Annotated in this window: 12 protein-coding genes and 1 pseudogene; 3 read left to right on the top strand and 10 right to left on the bottom strand. The window is 63.0% G+C overall.

The window, feature by feature from the left end; translation table 11 throughout:
- Window positions 1-720 (top strand): annotated as a pseudogene (locus LDL37_RS07740) (hypothetical protein); the annotation flags it as partial.
- 162 nt (window positions 721-882) lie between these two features.
- Here LDL37_RS07740 and LDL37_RS07735 read toward each other — a convergent pair.
- From LDL37_RS07735 to LDL37_RS07695, 9 genes are all read right to left on the bottom strand, one after another.
- Entirely contained in the window at window positions 883-2,001 is a 1,119-nt protein-coding gene (locus tag LDL37_RS07735; RefSeq protein ID WP_290796266.1) for an ABC transporter ATP-binding protein, read from the bottom strand.
- A 12-nt stretch (window positions 2,002-2,013) separates the two neighbouring features.
- Window positions 2,014-2,898 carry an ABC transporter permease gene (locus tag LDL37_RS07730; protein WP_290796263.1) on the bottom strand — a complete coding sequence of 295 codons (885 nt, stop codon included), beginning with the start codon at window positions 2,896-2,898 and terminating at the stop codon, window positions 2,014-2,016.
- Window positions 2,895-3,806 (bottom strand): ABC transporter permease, encoded by a 912-nt coding sequence (locus LDL37_RS07725; RefSeq protein WP_126421062.1) that lies wholly within the window; start codon window positions 3,804-3,806, stop codon window positions 2,895-2,897. Before LDL37_RS07725 ends, LDL37_RS07730 begins: the two co-directional genes overlap by 4 nt.
- 189 nt (window positions 3,807-3,995) lie before the next feature.
- Window positions 3,996-5,093: a spermidine/putrescine ABC transporter substrate-binding protein gene (locus tag LDL37_RS07720; RefSeq protein ID WP_290796259.1), complete on the bottom strand. Its 1,098-nt coding sequence runs from the start codon at window positions 5,091-5,093 to the stop codon at window positions 3,996-3,998.
- A 340-nt stretch (window positions 5,094-5,433) separates the two neighbouring features.
- The gene (locus tag LDL37_RS07715) at window positions 5,434-6,807 is read right to left on the bottom strand and encodes a glutamine synthetase family protein (protein WP_290796268.1); all 1,374 of its coding nucleotides are present in this window, start codon (window positions 6,805-6,807) and stop codon (window positions 5,434-5,436) included.
- A gap of 193 nt (window positions 6,808-7,000) precedes the next feature.
- Entirely contained in the window at window positions 7,001-8,341 is a 1,341-nt protein-coding gene (locus LDL37_RS07710) for an aspartate aminotransferase family protein (RefSeq protein ID WP_290796256.1), read from the bottom strand.
- A 142-nt stretch (window positions 8,342-8,483) separates the two neighbouring features.
- A complete protein-coding gene (locus LDL37_RS07705) occupies window positions 8,484-9,935 on the bottom strand; it encodes an NAD-dependent succinate-semialdehyde dehydrogenase (protein ID WP_290796254.1) in 1,452 nt (483 codons plus the stop codon).
- A 4-nt stretch (window positions 9,936-9,939) separates the two neighbouring features.
- A complete protein-coding gene (locus LDL37_RS07700) occupies window positions 9,940-11,460 on the bottom strand; it encodes an aldehyde dehydrogenase (protein WP_290796252.1) in 1,521 nt (506 codons plus the stop codon).
- A 226-nt stretch (window positions 11,461-11,686) separates the two neighbouring features.
- Window positions 11,687-12,394 carry a GntR family transcriptional regulator gene (locus tag LDL37_RS07695; RefSeq protein WP_290796250.1) on the bottom strand — a complete coding sequence of 236 codons (708 nt, stop codon included), beginning with the start codon at window positions 12,392-12,394 and terminating at the stop codon, window positions 11,687-11,689.
- A 127-nt stretch (window positions 12,395-12,521) separates the two neighbouring features.
- Here LDL37_RS07695 and LDL37_RS07690 point away from each other — a divergent pair, with 127 nt between their 5' ends.
- Window positions 12,522-13,853, top strand: a complete 1,332-nt coding sequence (locus tag LDL37_RS07690) for an aspartate aminotransferase family protein (protein WP_290796248.1) — start codon at window positions 12,522-12,524, stop codon at window positions 13,851-13,853.
- Window positions 13,854-13,924: 71 nt separating this feature from the next.
- Here LDL37_RS07690 and LDL37_RS07685 read toward each other — a convergent pair whose 3' ends face one another.
- Window positions 13,925-14,188, bottom strand: coding sequence for a hypothetical protein (locus tag LDL37_RS07685; protein ID WP_290796246.1), 264 nt, complete (start codon window positions 14,186-14,188; stop codon window positions 13,925-13,927).
- Between the two features lie 178 nt (window positions 14,189-14,366).
- Between LDL37_RS07685 and LDL37_RS07680 the strand changes: the two genes are divergently transcribed.
- Window positions 14,367-14,784, top strand: a 418-nt coding sequence (locus LDL37_RS07680) for a hypothetical protein (RefSeq protein ID WP_290796244.1), incomplete at its 3' end; no start/stop codon positions are given.

The raw sequence follows: 14,784 nt of genomic DNA, 5'->3' as shown, positions 1-14,784 counted from the left end.
CATCCTGTGGGCATGGCTTTGGACACGCACAGCACAGAGGAGAGACTAAGCCCGGAGGTTCGGCGCCGCCGTTTGCGCGCCTTTGCCGACCGTATGCTGCTGCGCGCCGAGGCTCTGGACGATCCCGAAGACATGCAGGGCGTTGAACGCGCGGTGCGCGTGGCGGCGGTTATTGAGCGCATCTATAGCCGTTGTGATCGCGCCGAGACACAGGCTCCTGATCCGCGCAAGCTGGAGGCCGAGCGGGCGCAGCACTACAACGAAGCGCTCAAGGCGCGCGTCTCACTGGCCGGAACGCTGAAGTGGGCGCAGGCGCGGCGCACCGAGCTGGGGCCGTGGTGGGAGGCGGCGAAACGCGAAGCCACCTCGCCGCGCTCTCAAGCCGACGCGGTGCCAGCGCCTGCGCCACAAGGGGGCACGCCTGAGGCGGCGAAGGCTTCGCCTGTGGAGGCGGCGGCGGTGGCGAGCCCGTCGGTGGCGACGAAGGCCGCGAAGATGGCGGCCAAGGTGGTTGATCGCCCCCTGCCTGTGCCGGGGTTGATGCCGGTGGCGGGGGCTCCGGCGGCGGTGAGGGCTGCGGGGGCTGGGTTTCAGCCGAACGCGCCCCGCGCTCCGGCGGTTCTGCCCGGTCTGACGCCGCAGCCGTCGAAAGCGGCGCAACTGGTGGCGCAATTGCGCCAGCAAGGGACGCAGACACAGCCTCCAACCGCCCCACCGTGAGAAGGGCCTGACGCGGGGTTTTGCAAATGTCAGTGGGTGGGTTTTGGGAAAGAAAGAACCCCCACCACCGCATCTCGCTTCGCTTCGTGCGGTCCCCCTCCCCGGCACGCCAAGGAGGTATAAGGGAGGGTGACCCTCCGGCGAGCCCCCCAAGCAAAGCGCCTAGCTCAGCAAGGCCGCCGGGGCGCAGGCGTTGAAGGACAGCCACACCTTCTCATCCCAGGTAAAGTCTTCCTGATCCCAGCGCGTCAGGTTGGAGCGCAGCACCTTGACCATGCGGCCGCTTTGCAGTTCGACCTCATAGACCGTTTCTGAGCCCAGATAGGTCATCAGGCGGATGGTCCCGGCGACGATATTATAGCCTTCCGGGGCGTCTTCCATCTTGGCCGGCTTGTGATCGAACTTCTCCATCTCGATCTTTTCCGGACGCAGCGCCGCCCAGACGGTCGCCCCGGTCGCCCCGGTCACGCCGTGGTCGAGATAGATGGGGCCGATGTCGCGCGTATTGATGATGGCGTGGTCCGGCTCATCCACGTCGAGCGTGCCTTCAAACAGGTTCACGCTGCCGATAAAGTCGGCGACAAAGCGCGAATTGGGGAACTCATAGAGGTCAAAGGGCGTGGCCACCTGTTGCAGCAGGCCGCGGTTCATCACGGCGCAGCGCGTCGCCATGGCGAGCGCCTCATCCTGATCGTGGGTGACCATGATGAAGGTGATGCCGACCTTCTCTTGCAGGAGCGCCAGTTCGGTCCGCATGGCGTCGCGCAGCTTGGCATCGAGCGCCGACAGGGGCTCATCGAGCAGCAGGACGCGGGGCTTTTTGACCAGCGCGCGGGCCAGCGCCACGCGCTGACGCTGACCGCCCGACATCTGGTCCGGCTTGCGCTCACCGAAGCCGCCAAGCTTGACCAGCTCCAGCGCTTCCTCGGCGCGCTGACGGCGCTCCGCCTGCGGCACGCCGTCCATCTTCAGGCCGTAGGCGACGTTATCGAGCACGCTCATGTGCGGGAAGACGGCGTAGGACTGAAACACCATGTTCACCGGGCGCTTGTTCGGCGGGGTGTTGGAGACGTCCTTGCCGTCGATCAGGATGCGGCCCTCGGTCGGCATCTCAAACCCGGCCAGCATACGCAAAAGCGTGGTCTTGCCGCAGCCCGATGGCCCCAGCAGGGAGAAGAATTCGCCCTCCTTGATGTCGAGCGACACATTGTCCACGGCGGTATTCTTGCCAAAGCGCTTGGAGACGTTCTCGAAGCTGATGATGGTCTTGTCTTCAGACATCAGGTGTCTCCGTCACTTCTTTTCGGGGCCGTGGCCGGCGGTCAGGGCGCTGGTCCCCTGGAATTTCAAGGCGAGGAAGGTGAGCAGGACCGTCACCACGATCAGTATGGTCGAGGCGGCGTTGACCTCAGGCGTCACCGAGAAGCGCACCATCGAATAGATCTTCACCGGGAAGGTCACGGTGTCGGGCCCGGAGGTGAAGAAGGTGATGACGAAATCATCGAGCGACAGGGTGAAGGCCAGAAGGGCGCCGGCGATCAGCGACGGCTGGATATGCGGCACCAGAACGTCCATCAGGGTGCGCCATTCGCTGGCCCCCAGATCCTTGGCGGCCTCCTCAAGCTCACGGTTGAACGAGGCCAGACGCGCCCGCACCACCACCGCCACGAAGGGGAAGCTGAACGAGACGTGGGCGATGATGATGGCCCCCAGATTGAGCGGCCACGGCAGGCCCTGCGGCCAGGGGAAGATTTTGGCGAAGAAGACCAGCATCCCCACGCCCATGCAGATTTCCGGCACCACTATGGGGATGGCCATGCCCGCATCGAAGGCGGTGCGGCCGGGGAAGCGGAAGCGCCACAGGGCAATGGCCGCCATCGCCCCTACGATCACCGACAGTATGGTCGAACACAGGGCGATGACGAGGGAGTTGCTGAACGCCTCGATCAGGCTGGCATTGGTCAGGGCCTTTTCGTAGTATTTCAGCGTAAAGCCCTGCCACACCACATTGCGCTTTGAGTCATTGAAGGAAAAGACCATCAGCGAGATCAGCGGCGCGTAGAGGAAGATCGTCACCGCGACCAGCCACGCCTGAATGGGCCAGCGGCGCATATAGTCGAGCGGCCCCGGACGTTCTTTCTTGGCAGGGGTTACCTTGATGGTGGCTGCGTCGCTCATGCCATCCCCCGCTTCTTCGCCGAGCTGTCGAGCAGGCCCTGAATGGCGATACCGATAAAGGTCAGATAGACCAGAATGAAGCACAGGGCCGCGCCGAAGGGCCAGTTATTGGCGCGCTTGAACTGGCTTTCGATGACATTGGCGATCATCTGCGAGTCCGTGCCGCCCAGAAGGTCCGGCGTCAGATAGGCCCCCAGCGCCGGGATAAAGGTGATCAGCACGCCCGAAGCTATCCCCGCTCCGGCCAGCGGGATGACTATCGAGAACATGGTGCGGATGTGACCGGCCCCCAGATCGAGCGAGGCCTCCAGCAGCGAACGGTCCAGCCGGTCGAGCGTCGAATAGAGCGGCAGGATCATGAACGGCAGATGCACATAGACGAGGCCCAGCACCACGGCGAAATTATTGTACAACAGCTCCAGCGGCTGAAACGTGCCCAGTGGCTGAAGCCCGATCAGGGTCATCAGGCCCGACGCGTGTTCCCACAGAAAGCGATAGGTCTGATTGACATAGCCCTCGCTGCGCAGGACCGCGATCAGGGCGTAGGTGCGGATCAGCAGATTGGTCCAGAAGGGCAGCATGACCAGCAGCAACAGCCACGGCTTCCACTTGTCCGGCGCAAAGGTTATGGCCAGCGCCACCGGAAAACCGATCACCACGCACAGGAAGGTGGTCAGGGCCGCCACCCACAGGGACTTGGCGAAGATACCGAGATAGAGGGGCTCAAGCGCCTTGGCGTAGTTGCTCCACGTCCCCGTGAAGGCAATGTCAATCAGGCCGCGGTTTTCACCAAAGCTGTAGAGCCAGACAATGCCCAGCGGCACGAAGAAGAAGAAGACCAGCCAGACGAGCGGCGCGCTCATCAGGGCGGCAAAAAGTCCCTTGGCCTGACGCCAGCTCTGTTCCATGTGCTGTCCCTTTATACCAACGGCCGAAGATGCTGACCGCATCCGGCCGTTGAAGACACGAGACTGTCTCATATGTATCAGCGACATGAGACAGTCTCGAATGGAATACCAAGAGTCATTTTCAATGACCCTTGGTATTACACAAAAACAAACCGCCGCAGGTCTGGTACACCTGCGGCGGAGATGGTCTTAGGCGGCCTTGATTTTGGTCATGGCGTCTTCATAGACCTGCGCCTTGGCAGCGTCGAAGGCGGCGTATTCGCAACGCGCGAGTTCCTCAGCCGAGGGGAAGATGATGGGGTTGTTCTTGTAGCTGTCCGGCATCAGCGCCTTGGCGGCGGCATTGGTCGTCGGGTAGAGGATGGTCTCAAAAATGTGCTTAGAGGCCTGCGCGTCCATCATATAGTTGATGAAGCGGTGGGCGTTTTCCGGTCGTGCCGAATCCTTGGGGATGCACCAGTTGTCGGAATTGAGCTGCGAGCCTTCCTTGGGGATTATGAAGTCGATATCGTCGTCCTCAGCCTTAGCCTGCGCGATGTCGCCATTATATTCAAGGACCAGATCAACGTCCTTCGCCAGCAGCATGTCCTGCCCATCATCTTCGTGGAAGGCCTTGATATTGGGCTTTTGCCTGATCAGCATTTCGGTGACCTTGTCGATGGTCGCCTGATCGAGGCCATTGACCGAATGGCCAAGGTATTTGGCCCCCAGACGGATCATGTCCCCGGCTTCGGAAAGGACAGCGATCTTGCCCTTGAACTGATCGGAATCGAACAGGTACTTCCACGAATCCGGCTTGAAGCCCGCCGGCATTTTCGACTTGCGATAGCCGATGCCGAGCACCAGCCAGGTATAGGGCGCCGACCACTTGCGGCCCTGATCATAGGCCACATCGAGGAAGGCCGGGTCGATGTTTTTGAGGTTGGGCAGCTTGGCGTGATCGAGCGGCAGAAGCAGGTCGGCCTGCGACAGGCGCTCCACGAAGTCATTCGACGGCACAATGACGTCAAAGCCGGAATTGCCGGTCTTCATCTTGGCGAACAGCTCGTCATTGGTGGCGAAGATCGACATGTTGACGTCGATACCGGCGGCCTTTTTGAAGTCGGCCAGCGTATTCGTGCCGATATAGGTGTCCCAGTTGTAGAAGTTCAGCTTGTTGCCTTCGCCGCCGGAGGAACTGGCCCCCTGCGAACAGGCCGACAGGCCGCCGAAACTGATGCCCACCGCCGCGGCCCCAAGACCTTGCAGCAAGGAACGACGTGAGGCGTGAGTGCGCGATGAAGTCATGTCCGGTCTCCTCAGGTTTCAACCCGTCAGCGGGTGACGGTGGTGGTGGTGCAAACCTCACGGAAGACGCCGTCCCTCTGGCCCCTTCCAAGTGTGACGATACGTTAACAGAATACGGGATTGGGCTTCTGTCAACCGACAACTGTGATCACGTTCGCAAATGCGTCATCTTTCTAGTGTCCTGAATCTGAAATTCGCATGCGCTCGATATCGCCCTCTGGCGAATTTCAGATTCAACAGGACACTAACCACTTATTGTATCGAGTATCGTTTTTGAATTTGAAGTTCGCCCGACGTTCGATATCAACATGAAGCGAACTTCAAATTCACGATACTCGTATCAGGCGTTGCGCAGATACCAGTCGTAGTCCAGTTCGGTGATTTCCTCGAAGAAACGCGCCTGTTCGGTCTTTTTGACCTTCACATACATGTCGATGAAGCGCTCCCCCAGATAGTCGCGCAGCACCTGAGACCGGTCGAGATAATCGACCGCCGCGAACCAGTTGGTGGGCAGCGTTGCGCCGGTTTCGGCGGCCACGGCATAGCCATTGCCGACCACGGCGGGGCCGGGGTCGATCGCGTGCGTCAGGCCGTGGTGGGCGCAGGCCAGAATGGCCGCCAGCACCAGATAGGGGTTGCCATCGGCGCCGGCGACGCGGTGTTCGACGTGGCGCGTATGGGCGGGGCCAGCGGTGACGCGCAAACTCACTGTGCGGTTATTGACGCCCCAGGTCAGGCCTACCGGGGCGTAGGAATTGGCCTTGAAGCGCTTATAGCTGTTGGCGCCCGGCGCAAGGATGCCCATGCAGTCGGCCAGATGATCCTTCATGCCGCCGATCATGTGCTTGAGCAGGGGCGAGCCTTCCGGATGGGCATCGGCACAGAGGTTTTTGCCGTCCTTATCCGCCACCGAGACGTGGACGTGGAAGCCGGAGCCCGCGCGATCGGCCCACGGCTTGGCCATAAAGGTCGCTTCGATGCCAAGGCTGAGCGCCACGCCCTTGGCCATGCGCTTATAGAGGACCGCATCGTCGGCGGCGCGCAGCGCATCCGGCTTGTGCTTCAGGGTCAGTTCGACCTGACCGGGGGCAAATTCGGAAATCGCCCCTTCCAGCGGGATGTTCATCACATCCGCCGTCTCCCACAGGGTGCGGAAGAATTCACCGTGCGCTTCGACTTCGGGCAGGCCATAGACCTGAATGCCTTTCGGCGTCTGGCCCGTGGTGAAGCCGGCGGCGGGCACCAGCTCACCTTTGTGTCCCCGCTCAATATCGACGAGGTAATATTCCAGCTCACAGGCCACCACCGGCGTCAGGCCGTCAGCGGCGTAGCGGTCGAGCACCCGTTGCAGCACATGGCGCGGGTCGAGGTCGTTGGGCGTGCCGTCCAGCTCATAGAGGGAGAGCATCACCTGCCCCACATCGTCCCCCAGCCACGGCGCGGGCGTCAGCGTCCCCGGCACCGGCCGCGCCACACGATCGGCGTCGCCATCTTCCCAGACAAGACCCGTCTCTTCGCAATCGGCCCCCAGCGTATCGACCACCAGAATCGAGCCCGGCAGGAAGCGGCCATATTCGTAGATGGGCAACAACTCATGACGACGCAGGCGCTTGCCGCGCGGCACCCCGGTCATCGAGGTGAACAGGATCTCAAAGTAGTTGATGTGCGGGTGGGCCTCCAGAAAGGCCTTGGCCTCATCAACGGTGGCGACCATGGGATGTGGCGGTAAAGACATGTTTGATCCTTCCTACTCCCCCAGCGGGCTGGGGGAGGTGGCATTTGCGCAGCAAATGACGGAGGGGGGCTACTGGCTTGGCATACAGGTCAGAAGCCCCCTCACCCCCACATATGGCTTGCCTGCGGCAATCTCGTGCGGTTCCCTCCCCCGAGGACGGGAGAGGTATGTTTTAAAAACGCGTGTACTCAGTGATAAACCCTTCCACCGCCGCCACGAGGCGGTCAATGGCCTCCGGTGGGGTTTTGGGCGAAATCAGCATCATATTGTGGAAGGGCGCGATCAGCACCCCGCGATTGATCAGATAGAGGTGCAGGGCCTCCAGCAGGTGCGGGTCCAGCGCGCGGCGCATGTCGGCGGCGTTTTGCGGGGCCGGATCGGCGAAGACCAGCTCGGCCCGCGCGCCCACATGCACCACCGACCACGGCACCTGATGCTGCGCAATGACGGCCTTAAGCTTCGTCACAAGGGTTTCGGCCCCGGCCTGCATCCAGGCATAGGCGTCGGCGGTCATGACCTCGCTCAGCATGGCCTTCATCCCGGCGATAGCCAGCGCGTTGCCGGACAAGGTGGTGCCTATGCCCGACGAACCCGGTCCGATGGCGGCCTGAGCGGCGTCCATGCGCGCGGCGACCTCGGCGGTCACGCCCCACACGGCGGCCGGCACGCCTCCGGCAATGGCCTTGCCTACGGTCAGGACGTCGGCGCGCAGGCCGTGTTCGCGCACATAGCCGCCAAAGCCCGACGACAGGGTGTGCGTCTCATCGTACACCAGCAGCGTGCCCGTCTCGTCACACAGGGTGCGCAGGCGCTCATGATAGCCCTCAATCGGCAGGATCATGCCGCAATTGGTCATGACGGGTTCGAGCATGACGGCGGCGATCTCGCCCGTGCGCAGCGCCGCCTCCAGCGCCGTCAGGTCGTTGAACGGCACGACGACGCTGTGCTGCGTCAGGTCGGCGACCTGCCCGATCAGGCCGGTCTTGTGGACGATCTGCCCGTCCTTCAGCACCACAAAGGCGTCATCGACCATGCCGTGGTAGGCTCCGTCGATAAACAGGATTTTGGAACGCCGGGTGACGGCCCGCGCCCAGCGGATGACGGCGCGATTGGCGTCCGATGCTGTCGTCGCGCACTGCCACACCGGCAGGCCGAAACGGTCTTTCAGAAGCTGTCCCACCTCAAGGCTGGAGCGGGTCGGCAGCATGAAGCCCACCCCCTGCCCGGCCTGCGCGGCGATGGCGCGTTGCAGTTCCTCGCGCCCATGGCCGAACATGGACGGGGTGTCGCCAAGACAGAAGTCGTCATAGGCGTGGCCATCGACGTCCCACAGGGTGGCGTCCTTGGCCCGCTCGGCATAGAGCGGCACGGGCGAGGCCCAGTCGTGCATCCAGTGCATCGGCACCCCACCCCGCCACACACCCTTAGCCGCTTCGGCCAAAGCGACCGTTTTGGGATGGGTGGCGGTGAACAGGCGCTTTTGTTCGGCGAGGAAGTCAGACAGAGCCGTCATCATGCACTCCCAGTGCCTCCCCTGATTTCAGGGGAGGGTGGCAGACGATCCGTCAGGATCGTATGACGGGTGGGGTTAACCCCCCTCCGGCTAAAGCCGGTATCCCCCCTGAAATCAGGGGGGAGGCTGCCGCAAACGCCTCTCATCCCAGCCCCCCAAAGCTGATGAACTTGGTCTCCAGAAATTCCTCAAGGCCTTCGACCGCGCCTTCGCGGCCCAGCCCCGATTCCTTGACCCCGCCAAAGGGCGCGACCTCGGTGGACATCACCCCGTCATTGAGGCCAACCATGCCCGCCTCAATGGCTTGCGTCACGCGCCAGCCGCGTTTGATGTCCGTCGTGAAGGCATAGGCCGCCAGACCGAACGGCGTGTCATTGGCCAGAGCGATCCCTTCATCTTCGGTATCAAACGGATAGAGCGCCGCCACGGGCCCGAAGATTTCTTCATCGAACATGCGGGCCTCACGCGGCACGTGCGTCAGGATAGTCGCCGGGAAGTACAGCGGCCCCTGAGTCTCATCGACCTTGCCGCCCAGCACGACCTTAGCACCCTTCGCCACCGCGTCTTCGACCAGTTGCGTCACCTTGGTCGCCGCCTTCTGATTGATCAGCGGCCCAAGGCCTGTGCCCTCTTCCCAGCCCGGCCCGAGTTGCAGGCGTTTTGCCTCGGCGGCCAGACGTTCGACAAAGGCGTCGTAGATGCCGCGCTGCACGAAGATGCGGTTGGCGCAGACGCAGGTCTGACCCGAATTGCGGAACTTCGACAGGGCCGTCGCCGGGACCGCGATATCGAGATCGGCGTCGTCAAACACCACCACCGGCGCATTGCCGCCCAGCTCCAGCGAGATCTTCTTGATGGTCGAGGCGCACTGTTCATAGAGCGTCTTGCCGACCGGCGTGGAGCCGGTGAAGGAGAACTTTTTGATGCGCGGATCGGTGGTCAGGACCTTGCCCACCTCGGCCCCGCTGGCCGCCGTCACAATGTGGATCAGGCCTTCGGGCACCCCGGCCCTGTCGGCCAGTTGCTTCAGCGCCAGCGCGCTCAGCGGCGTGTCCTCGGCGGGTTTCAGCACCGCGGCGCACCCGGCGGCCAGCGCCGGCCCCAGCTTGCGCGTAATCATCGACAGGGGGAAGTTCCACGGGGTCACGGCGCCGACCACGCCCACCGGCTGCTGGAGGGTCAGCAATTGTTTGCCCGCCACCGGGGCTGGGATGGTGCGGCCATAGGCGCGCTTACCCTCTTCGGCGAACCATTCGATGAAGCCCGCCGCATAGGCCACTTCGCCGCGCGCTTCCCTGATCGCCCGACCCTGCTCCAGCGACACCAGAAGGCCCAGCGCCTCTTGATTCTGCATCAGCAGATCGTGCCACTTTTCCAGAATCTTGGCACGTTCCTTGGCGGTTTTGGCGGCCCATTCAGGCATGGCGGCCTGAGCGGCGGCAATGGCGGCCTCGGTTTCCGCAGCGCCCATATCGCGCACATAGGCCAGCACCTCGCCGGTCGAAGGGTTATACGAGGCGAAGGCCTTATAGGCGGGCGGCGTCTGGCTGATGGCGTCGCCGAGGATGTCGAGAATGGCGGGGGTGAGTTTCATGGCTTTATACCGTATAGCTGATCGAGACGGACTTCAGATCGGCATACTTATATAGGGCGTGGAGGCTGCGATCGCGACCAAAGCCCGACTGTTTAAAGCCGCCGAAGGGCAGCGTAATGTCGCAGGCGTCCCAGCCATTGACCCAGACCAGCCCGGCCTTGAGCTGCTTCGCCGCCCGCATGGCGCGCCCGATATCCGCCGTCCACACCCCGGCGGCCAGCCCATAGACGGTATCATTGGCCAGACGCAACGCCTCGGCTTCGCCCTCAAAGCTCAGGACCGACAGGACCGGCCCGAACACCTCTTCGCGGGCCAGCACATTGTCCGGCGTAATGCCATCAATGAGCGTCGGCTCGACATAGAAGCCGCCGGTGTCGCGCATGACCCGGCCACCGCCCAGCCGCAGCGTGCCGCCCTCCGCCTGCCCTTTGGCGATATAGTCGAGCGCCGTGTTCATCTGACGCTCGGAGATCATCGCGCCGAAGGCGGTTTGCGGATCGAAGGGGTCGCCGACCGTGATGGTCCTGGCCACAGCAATGACCTTTTCGAGGAAGGCGTCCTTGATGGCGGCTTCGACGAACAGGCGCGAGGCCGCCGTGCACACCTGACCCTGATTATAGAAGACGCCCCAGGCGGCGTTCTGGGCCGCCGCTTCAAGGTCCGGGCAATCGGCAAAGACGATCTGCGGCGACTTACCCCCCAGCTCCAGCGAGACGCGCTTGAGGTTCGACTCGGCCGACGCCTTCATCAGTTGCCGCCCCACCGGGCCCGACCCGGTAAAGGCGATCATATCGACCTCCATATGGCGGGCCAGCGCGTCCCCGGCCTCAGGACCGAAGCCGGTCACCACATTGAACACGCCGGCAGGCAGTCCGGCCTCGATGGCCAGCGCCGCCACATAGAGCGCCGTCAGGGACGACAGCTCGGCGGGTTTGAGCACCACCGAATTGCCCATGGCCAGCGCCGGCGCGACCTTCCACATGGCCATGTGCAGAGGGAAGTTCCACGGCACGATGGCCCCGATGACGCCCAGCGGCTCGTGTTCGACATAGGAGAAACGGCCCTGCGGGGCGGGTGCCACCTCGCCATAGATCTTGTCCAGCGCCTCGGCATAGTAACGCACGCTGTTGATGGCCAGAGGGATATCGACGGCGCGGGCATCGCGGATCGGCTTGCCCGTATCGAGACATTCGAGCAGGGCCAGAGTCTCAGCGTGCGCCGTCATCAGATCGGCCAGGGCGTGCAGCACCTTTTTCTTGGCCTTTGGGGCGACGTGGTGCCAGCGCCCGTCTTCGAAGGCCTGACGCGCCGCGCGCACCGCCGCATCGACATCGGCGGCGTCACAGGCGGGCAGCCGGTTGATCAGGCTATGGTCGCGCGGCGTGTGATTATCGAAGGTGCGCCCGGACGCCGCCGCCCTCCATTGCCCGTCGATAAAGGCCTTGTCGGGTGTGTACACAGCTTTCAGGGCCTCAAGCACCCCGGACAGGTCGGCAGCAGGCGTGGCAATCGGCGCGGGCAGCATGGCAAAACCTCCGGCAATTTGTGATCACAAATGGAACATGGCGCAAACACAGTCGTCAAGCCTTAATCTCCCGCGTGCGGCGAAGCCGTGGGAGGGGGGACCATCCGCGAAGCGCAGCGACAGCGGATGGTGGGAGGGGATGACTCGGAAACGTCAACAGCCGCGTCCCTTGTCGCTTTCGCTATGCACTAAACCCCATGCCGTTGGCACGGGGAGAAGAAAAGGCTTACCTCTTCAACGCCTCCAGCATCAGTTCCATACCCTCGTGCACGTCGTCCGACATATGCTGGCGCACGGCCGCGGCGTCGCCGGTTTCAAAGGCGCGGATCAGTTCCTGATGGTGGTCCTGCGGCAGTTGCACCGTCCCCAGTCGTCCGAAGACCACGCGCATGAACGGTCCCGATTGCAGCCACAGCGTCTTGGCCATATCCAGAAACAGGTCCGCCTGCGCCAGCCGGTAGATGCGGAAATGGAAAGCGTGGTTGGCCTGCATATAGCCATCGACATCGCCCTTACCCAGCGCCGCCATCAGGCGCTGATCGTCGGCCTTCAGTTCGGCAATCGTGTCCTTCGTCATCGCCGCCACGGCGCGGAAGGCCAGTTCCGGCTCGACCCACTGACGCGCCATCATCAATTGCTTCAGGCGGTCTTCGGAAAGCGAAGGCACGCGCAGGCGCTTGTTCGACGGCTGAAGCTCAAGGGCCTTCTGCGCGATCAGGCGGCGCACCGCCTCACGCACCGGCATGGGGCTGACGCCCAGCCCGCTGGCCAAGGTGCGCAGCGAGACCGACTTGCCCGGCGGAATCTGCCCCTGAATCAGCAGGTTGGCCAGAGCCTCATAGACCTGATCGTGGACGGAGGCGTCCTCGTCGCGCCCATCAACCCCGGTGCTCAGGGCGTTGGGCGGAAAGACGTTCAGCGCCGGAAAGGTCATAGAGACGGCCTCGAAAATGTGATCACAAATTAGGGAAACGGCGCACAAAAGGACTGGCAGAGCTGTGTATAGCCTGTAAGCTGTGGACGGACAATTGAAATGCCTGTTGTTTAAGGGAGGCCCGGCCATGGAGGCGTCTGATCATTTCCCCTCACCCGACGCGCTGAGTTCGTTCTGGATGCCCTTCACGCCCAACCGGGCCTTCAAGTCCGGGCGGCACAAGCTGCTGGTCGAAGCCGACGGCATGTATTACCGCAGCCATGACGGGCGCGAGATTCTGGACTCCACGGCGGGCCTGTGGTGTTCCAATGCCGGGCATAACCGCCCCAAAATCACGGCGGCCATCCAGACACAGGCGACGGTGCTGGACTTTGCGCCGACCTTCAATATCGCCCATCCGCTGGCGTTTGAATTCACCCACAAACTCAGCCACATCCTGCCTTACGACCTCAAAAAGGTCTTCCTGACCAATTCCGGCTCGGAGGCCGCCGATACGGCGCTGAAGATCGCCCTGGCCTATCATCGGATGCGCGGCAATGGCGCCAAGACGCGCCTGATCGGGCGTGAGCGCGCCTATCACGGCACCGGCTTTGGCGGCATCAGCGTCGGCGGCATTGTCAAGAACCGCATGCACTTCGGCACGCTGCTCACCGGGGTCGATCACCTGCCGCACACTCACCTGCCGCAGAATGTGTTCTCAAAAGGCGAGCCGGAGCACGGGGCCGATCTGGCCGACGCGCTGGAACGGCTGGTGACGCTGCACGACGCCTCGACCATCGCCGCCGTGATTGTTGAGCCGGTGGCCGGTTCGACCGGCGTGCTGATCCCGCCGAAGGGCTACCTGAAACGCCTGCGCGAGATTTGCGACAAGCACGATATTCTGCTGATCTTCGACGAGGTGATCACCGGTTTCGGGCGGCTGGGGACGCCGTTTGCCGCGGACTATTTCGGCGTGCGCCCGGACCTGATCTGCATGGCCAAGGGCATCACCAATGCCACCGTGCCGATGGGGGCCGTTGGCGTGTCGAACCGCATCTACGACACCTTCATGCAGGCCTCGGAAACCCCGATCGAGCTGTTCCACGGCTATACCTATTCCGGCCACCCGCTGGCCTGCGCCGCCGGGATTGCCACGCTGGAAACCTATGAAGACGAAGGCCTGTTCGCCCGCGCCGCCGAAATGTCCTCCTATTGGCAGGAGGCCGTCCATGGTTTACGCGACGCGAAGCACGTCATCGACATCCGCAATCTGGGCCTGATCGCCGGGATCGAGCTGACCCCGCGCGACGGGGCCCCCACGGCCCGCGCGCTGGAGGTCTTTGACCGCTGTTTCGAGGCGGGTCTGCTGATCCGCGTCACCGGCGACATCATCGCCATGTCACCGCCGCTGATCATCGAAAAGGCGCACATCGACCGCATCGTCGAAACCCTGCGCCGCGTGCTGGATCAGACGGCTTAACATACCTCCCCAGCTTGCTGGGGAGGGGGACCGCACGAAGCGAAGCTGAGATGCGGTGGTGGGGGGCTACCCTAAACCACCGACACGACCAACGCGAACAGACCAAAGATCGCGCAGCCCAACACATTGACCCATCGCCCGCCCAGTTTGCGCACCGGCGGGGAAAAGCGCGCGACCAGCAGGATCAGCACCAGCCAGATGGCCCACATCCCCTCCGGCTTATCCTCACCATTGAGGATCATCCCGCCCCACAGAAACAGGACCGACAGCAACCCGTAGAGCGGAGCACAGAGGACCCCCGTCATGTGCCACAGGGCGGCGATCAGTGTTTTCATCAATGAGCCTCGGCTTTTACGGAATTCTTACGGATTCGCGCGGATATCCTTGCCTGAAATTTTGTATTCGCGCGCATTTGATTCCGAAAACCGTTTCACACTTTTCGGAATGCGCTCTAGCCTGTCAAACGGCCATAGTGTGCCGCATAATCGGTCTGTTCATTTCAAGGGGCGTGTCATGTTTAATCTGTCGGAACAGCTATCTGAGCTGCGGACCACCCTGATCGTCGTCGTTCTGATGGTCGCCGCGGCCATCATCGGTCTGGCCTGGGCCAGTATCGGCCTGTTCAACGCCCTGCAAATCTGGCTGGGGCCGATCTGGGGGCCGGTGGCGCTGGGCGGCGCGATGATCCTGCCGCTGATACTCTATGTGCTGGTGAAGCAGGCGGGCAAACGCCGCCGCGAGGAACAGCAGGCCCTGCTGAAGGCCCAGACTCAGGCCGCTCACGCCCAATCGGCCATCGTGCATATCCAGCGCATCCTTGATGCTCTCAAAGGCCGCTCACCCGTGCTGGCCAGCGCCGCCGCCGTCGCCGCCGGGCTTCTGGCCTCGCGCTTCCCGTCGCTGCTGGCCATCGTCTCTGAGCTGATCTCGG

Source organism: Asticcacaulis sp., assembly GCF_020217185.1.
Classification (GTDB): Bacteria; Pseudomonadota; Alphaproteobacteria; order Caulobacterales; family Caulobacteraceae; genus Asticcacaulis.
This window is presented reverse-complemented; position numbering and strand designations above follow the sequence as displayed.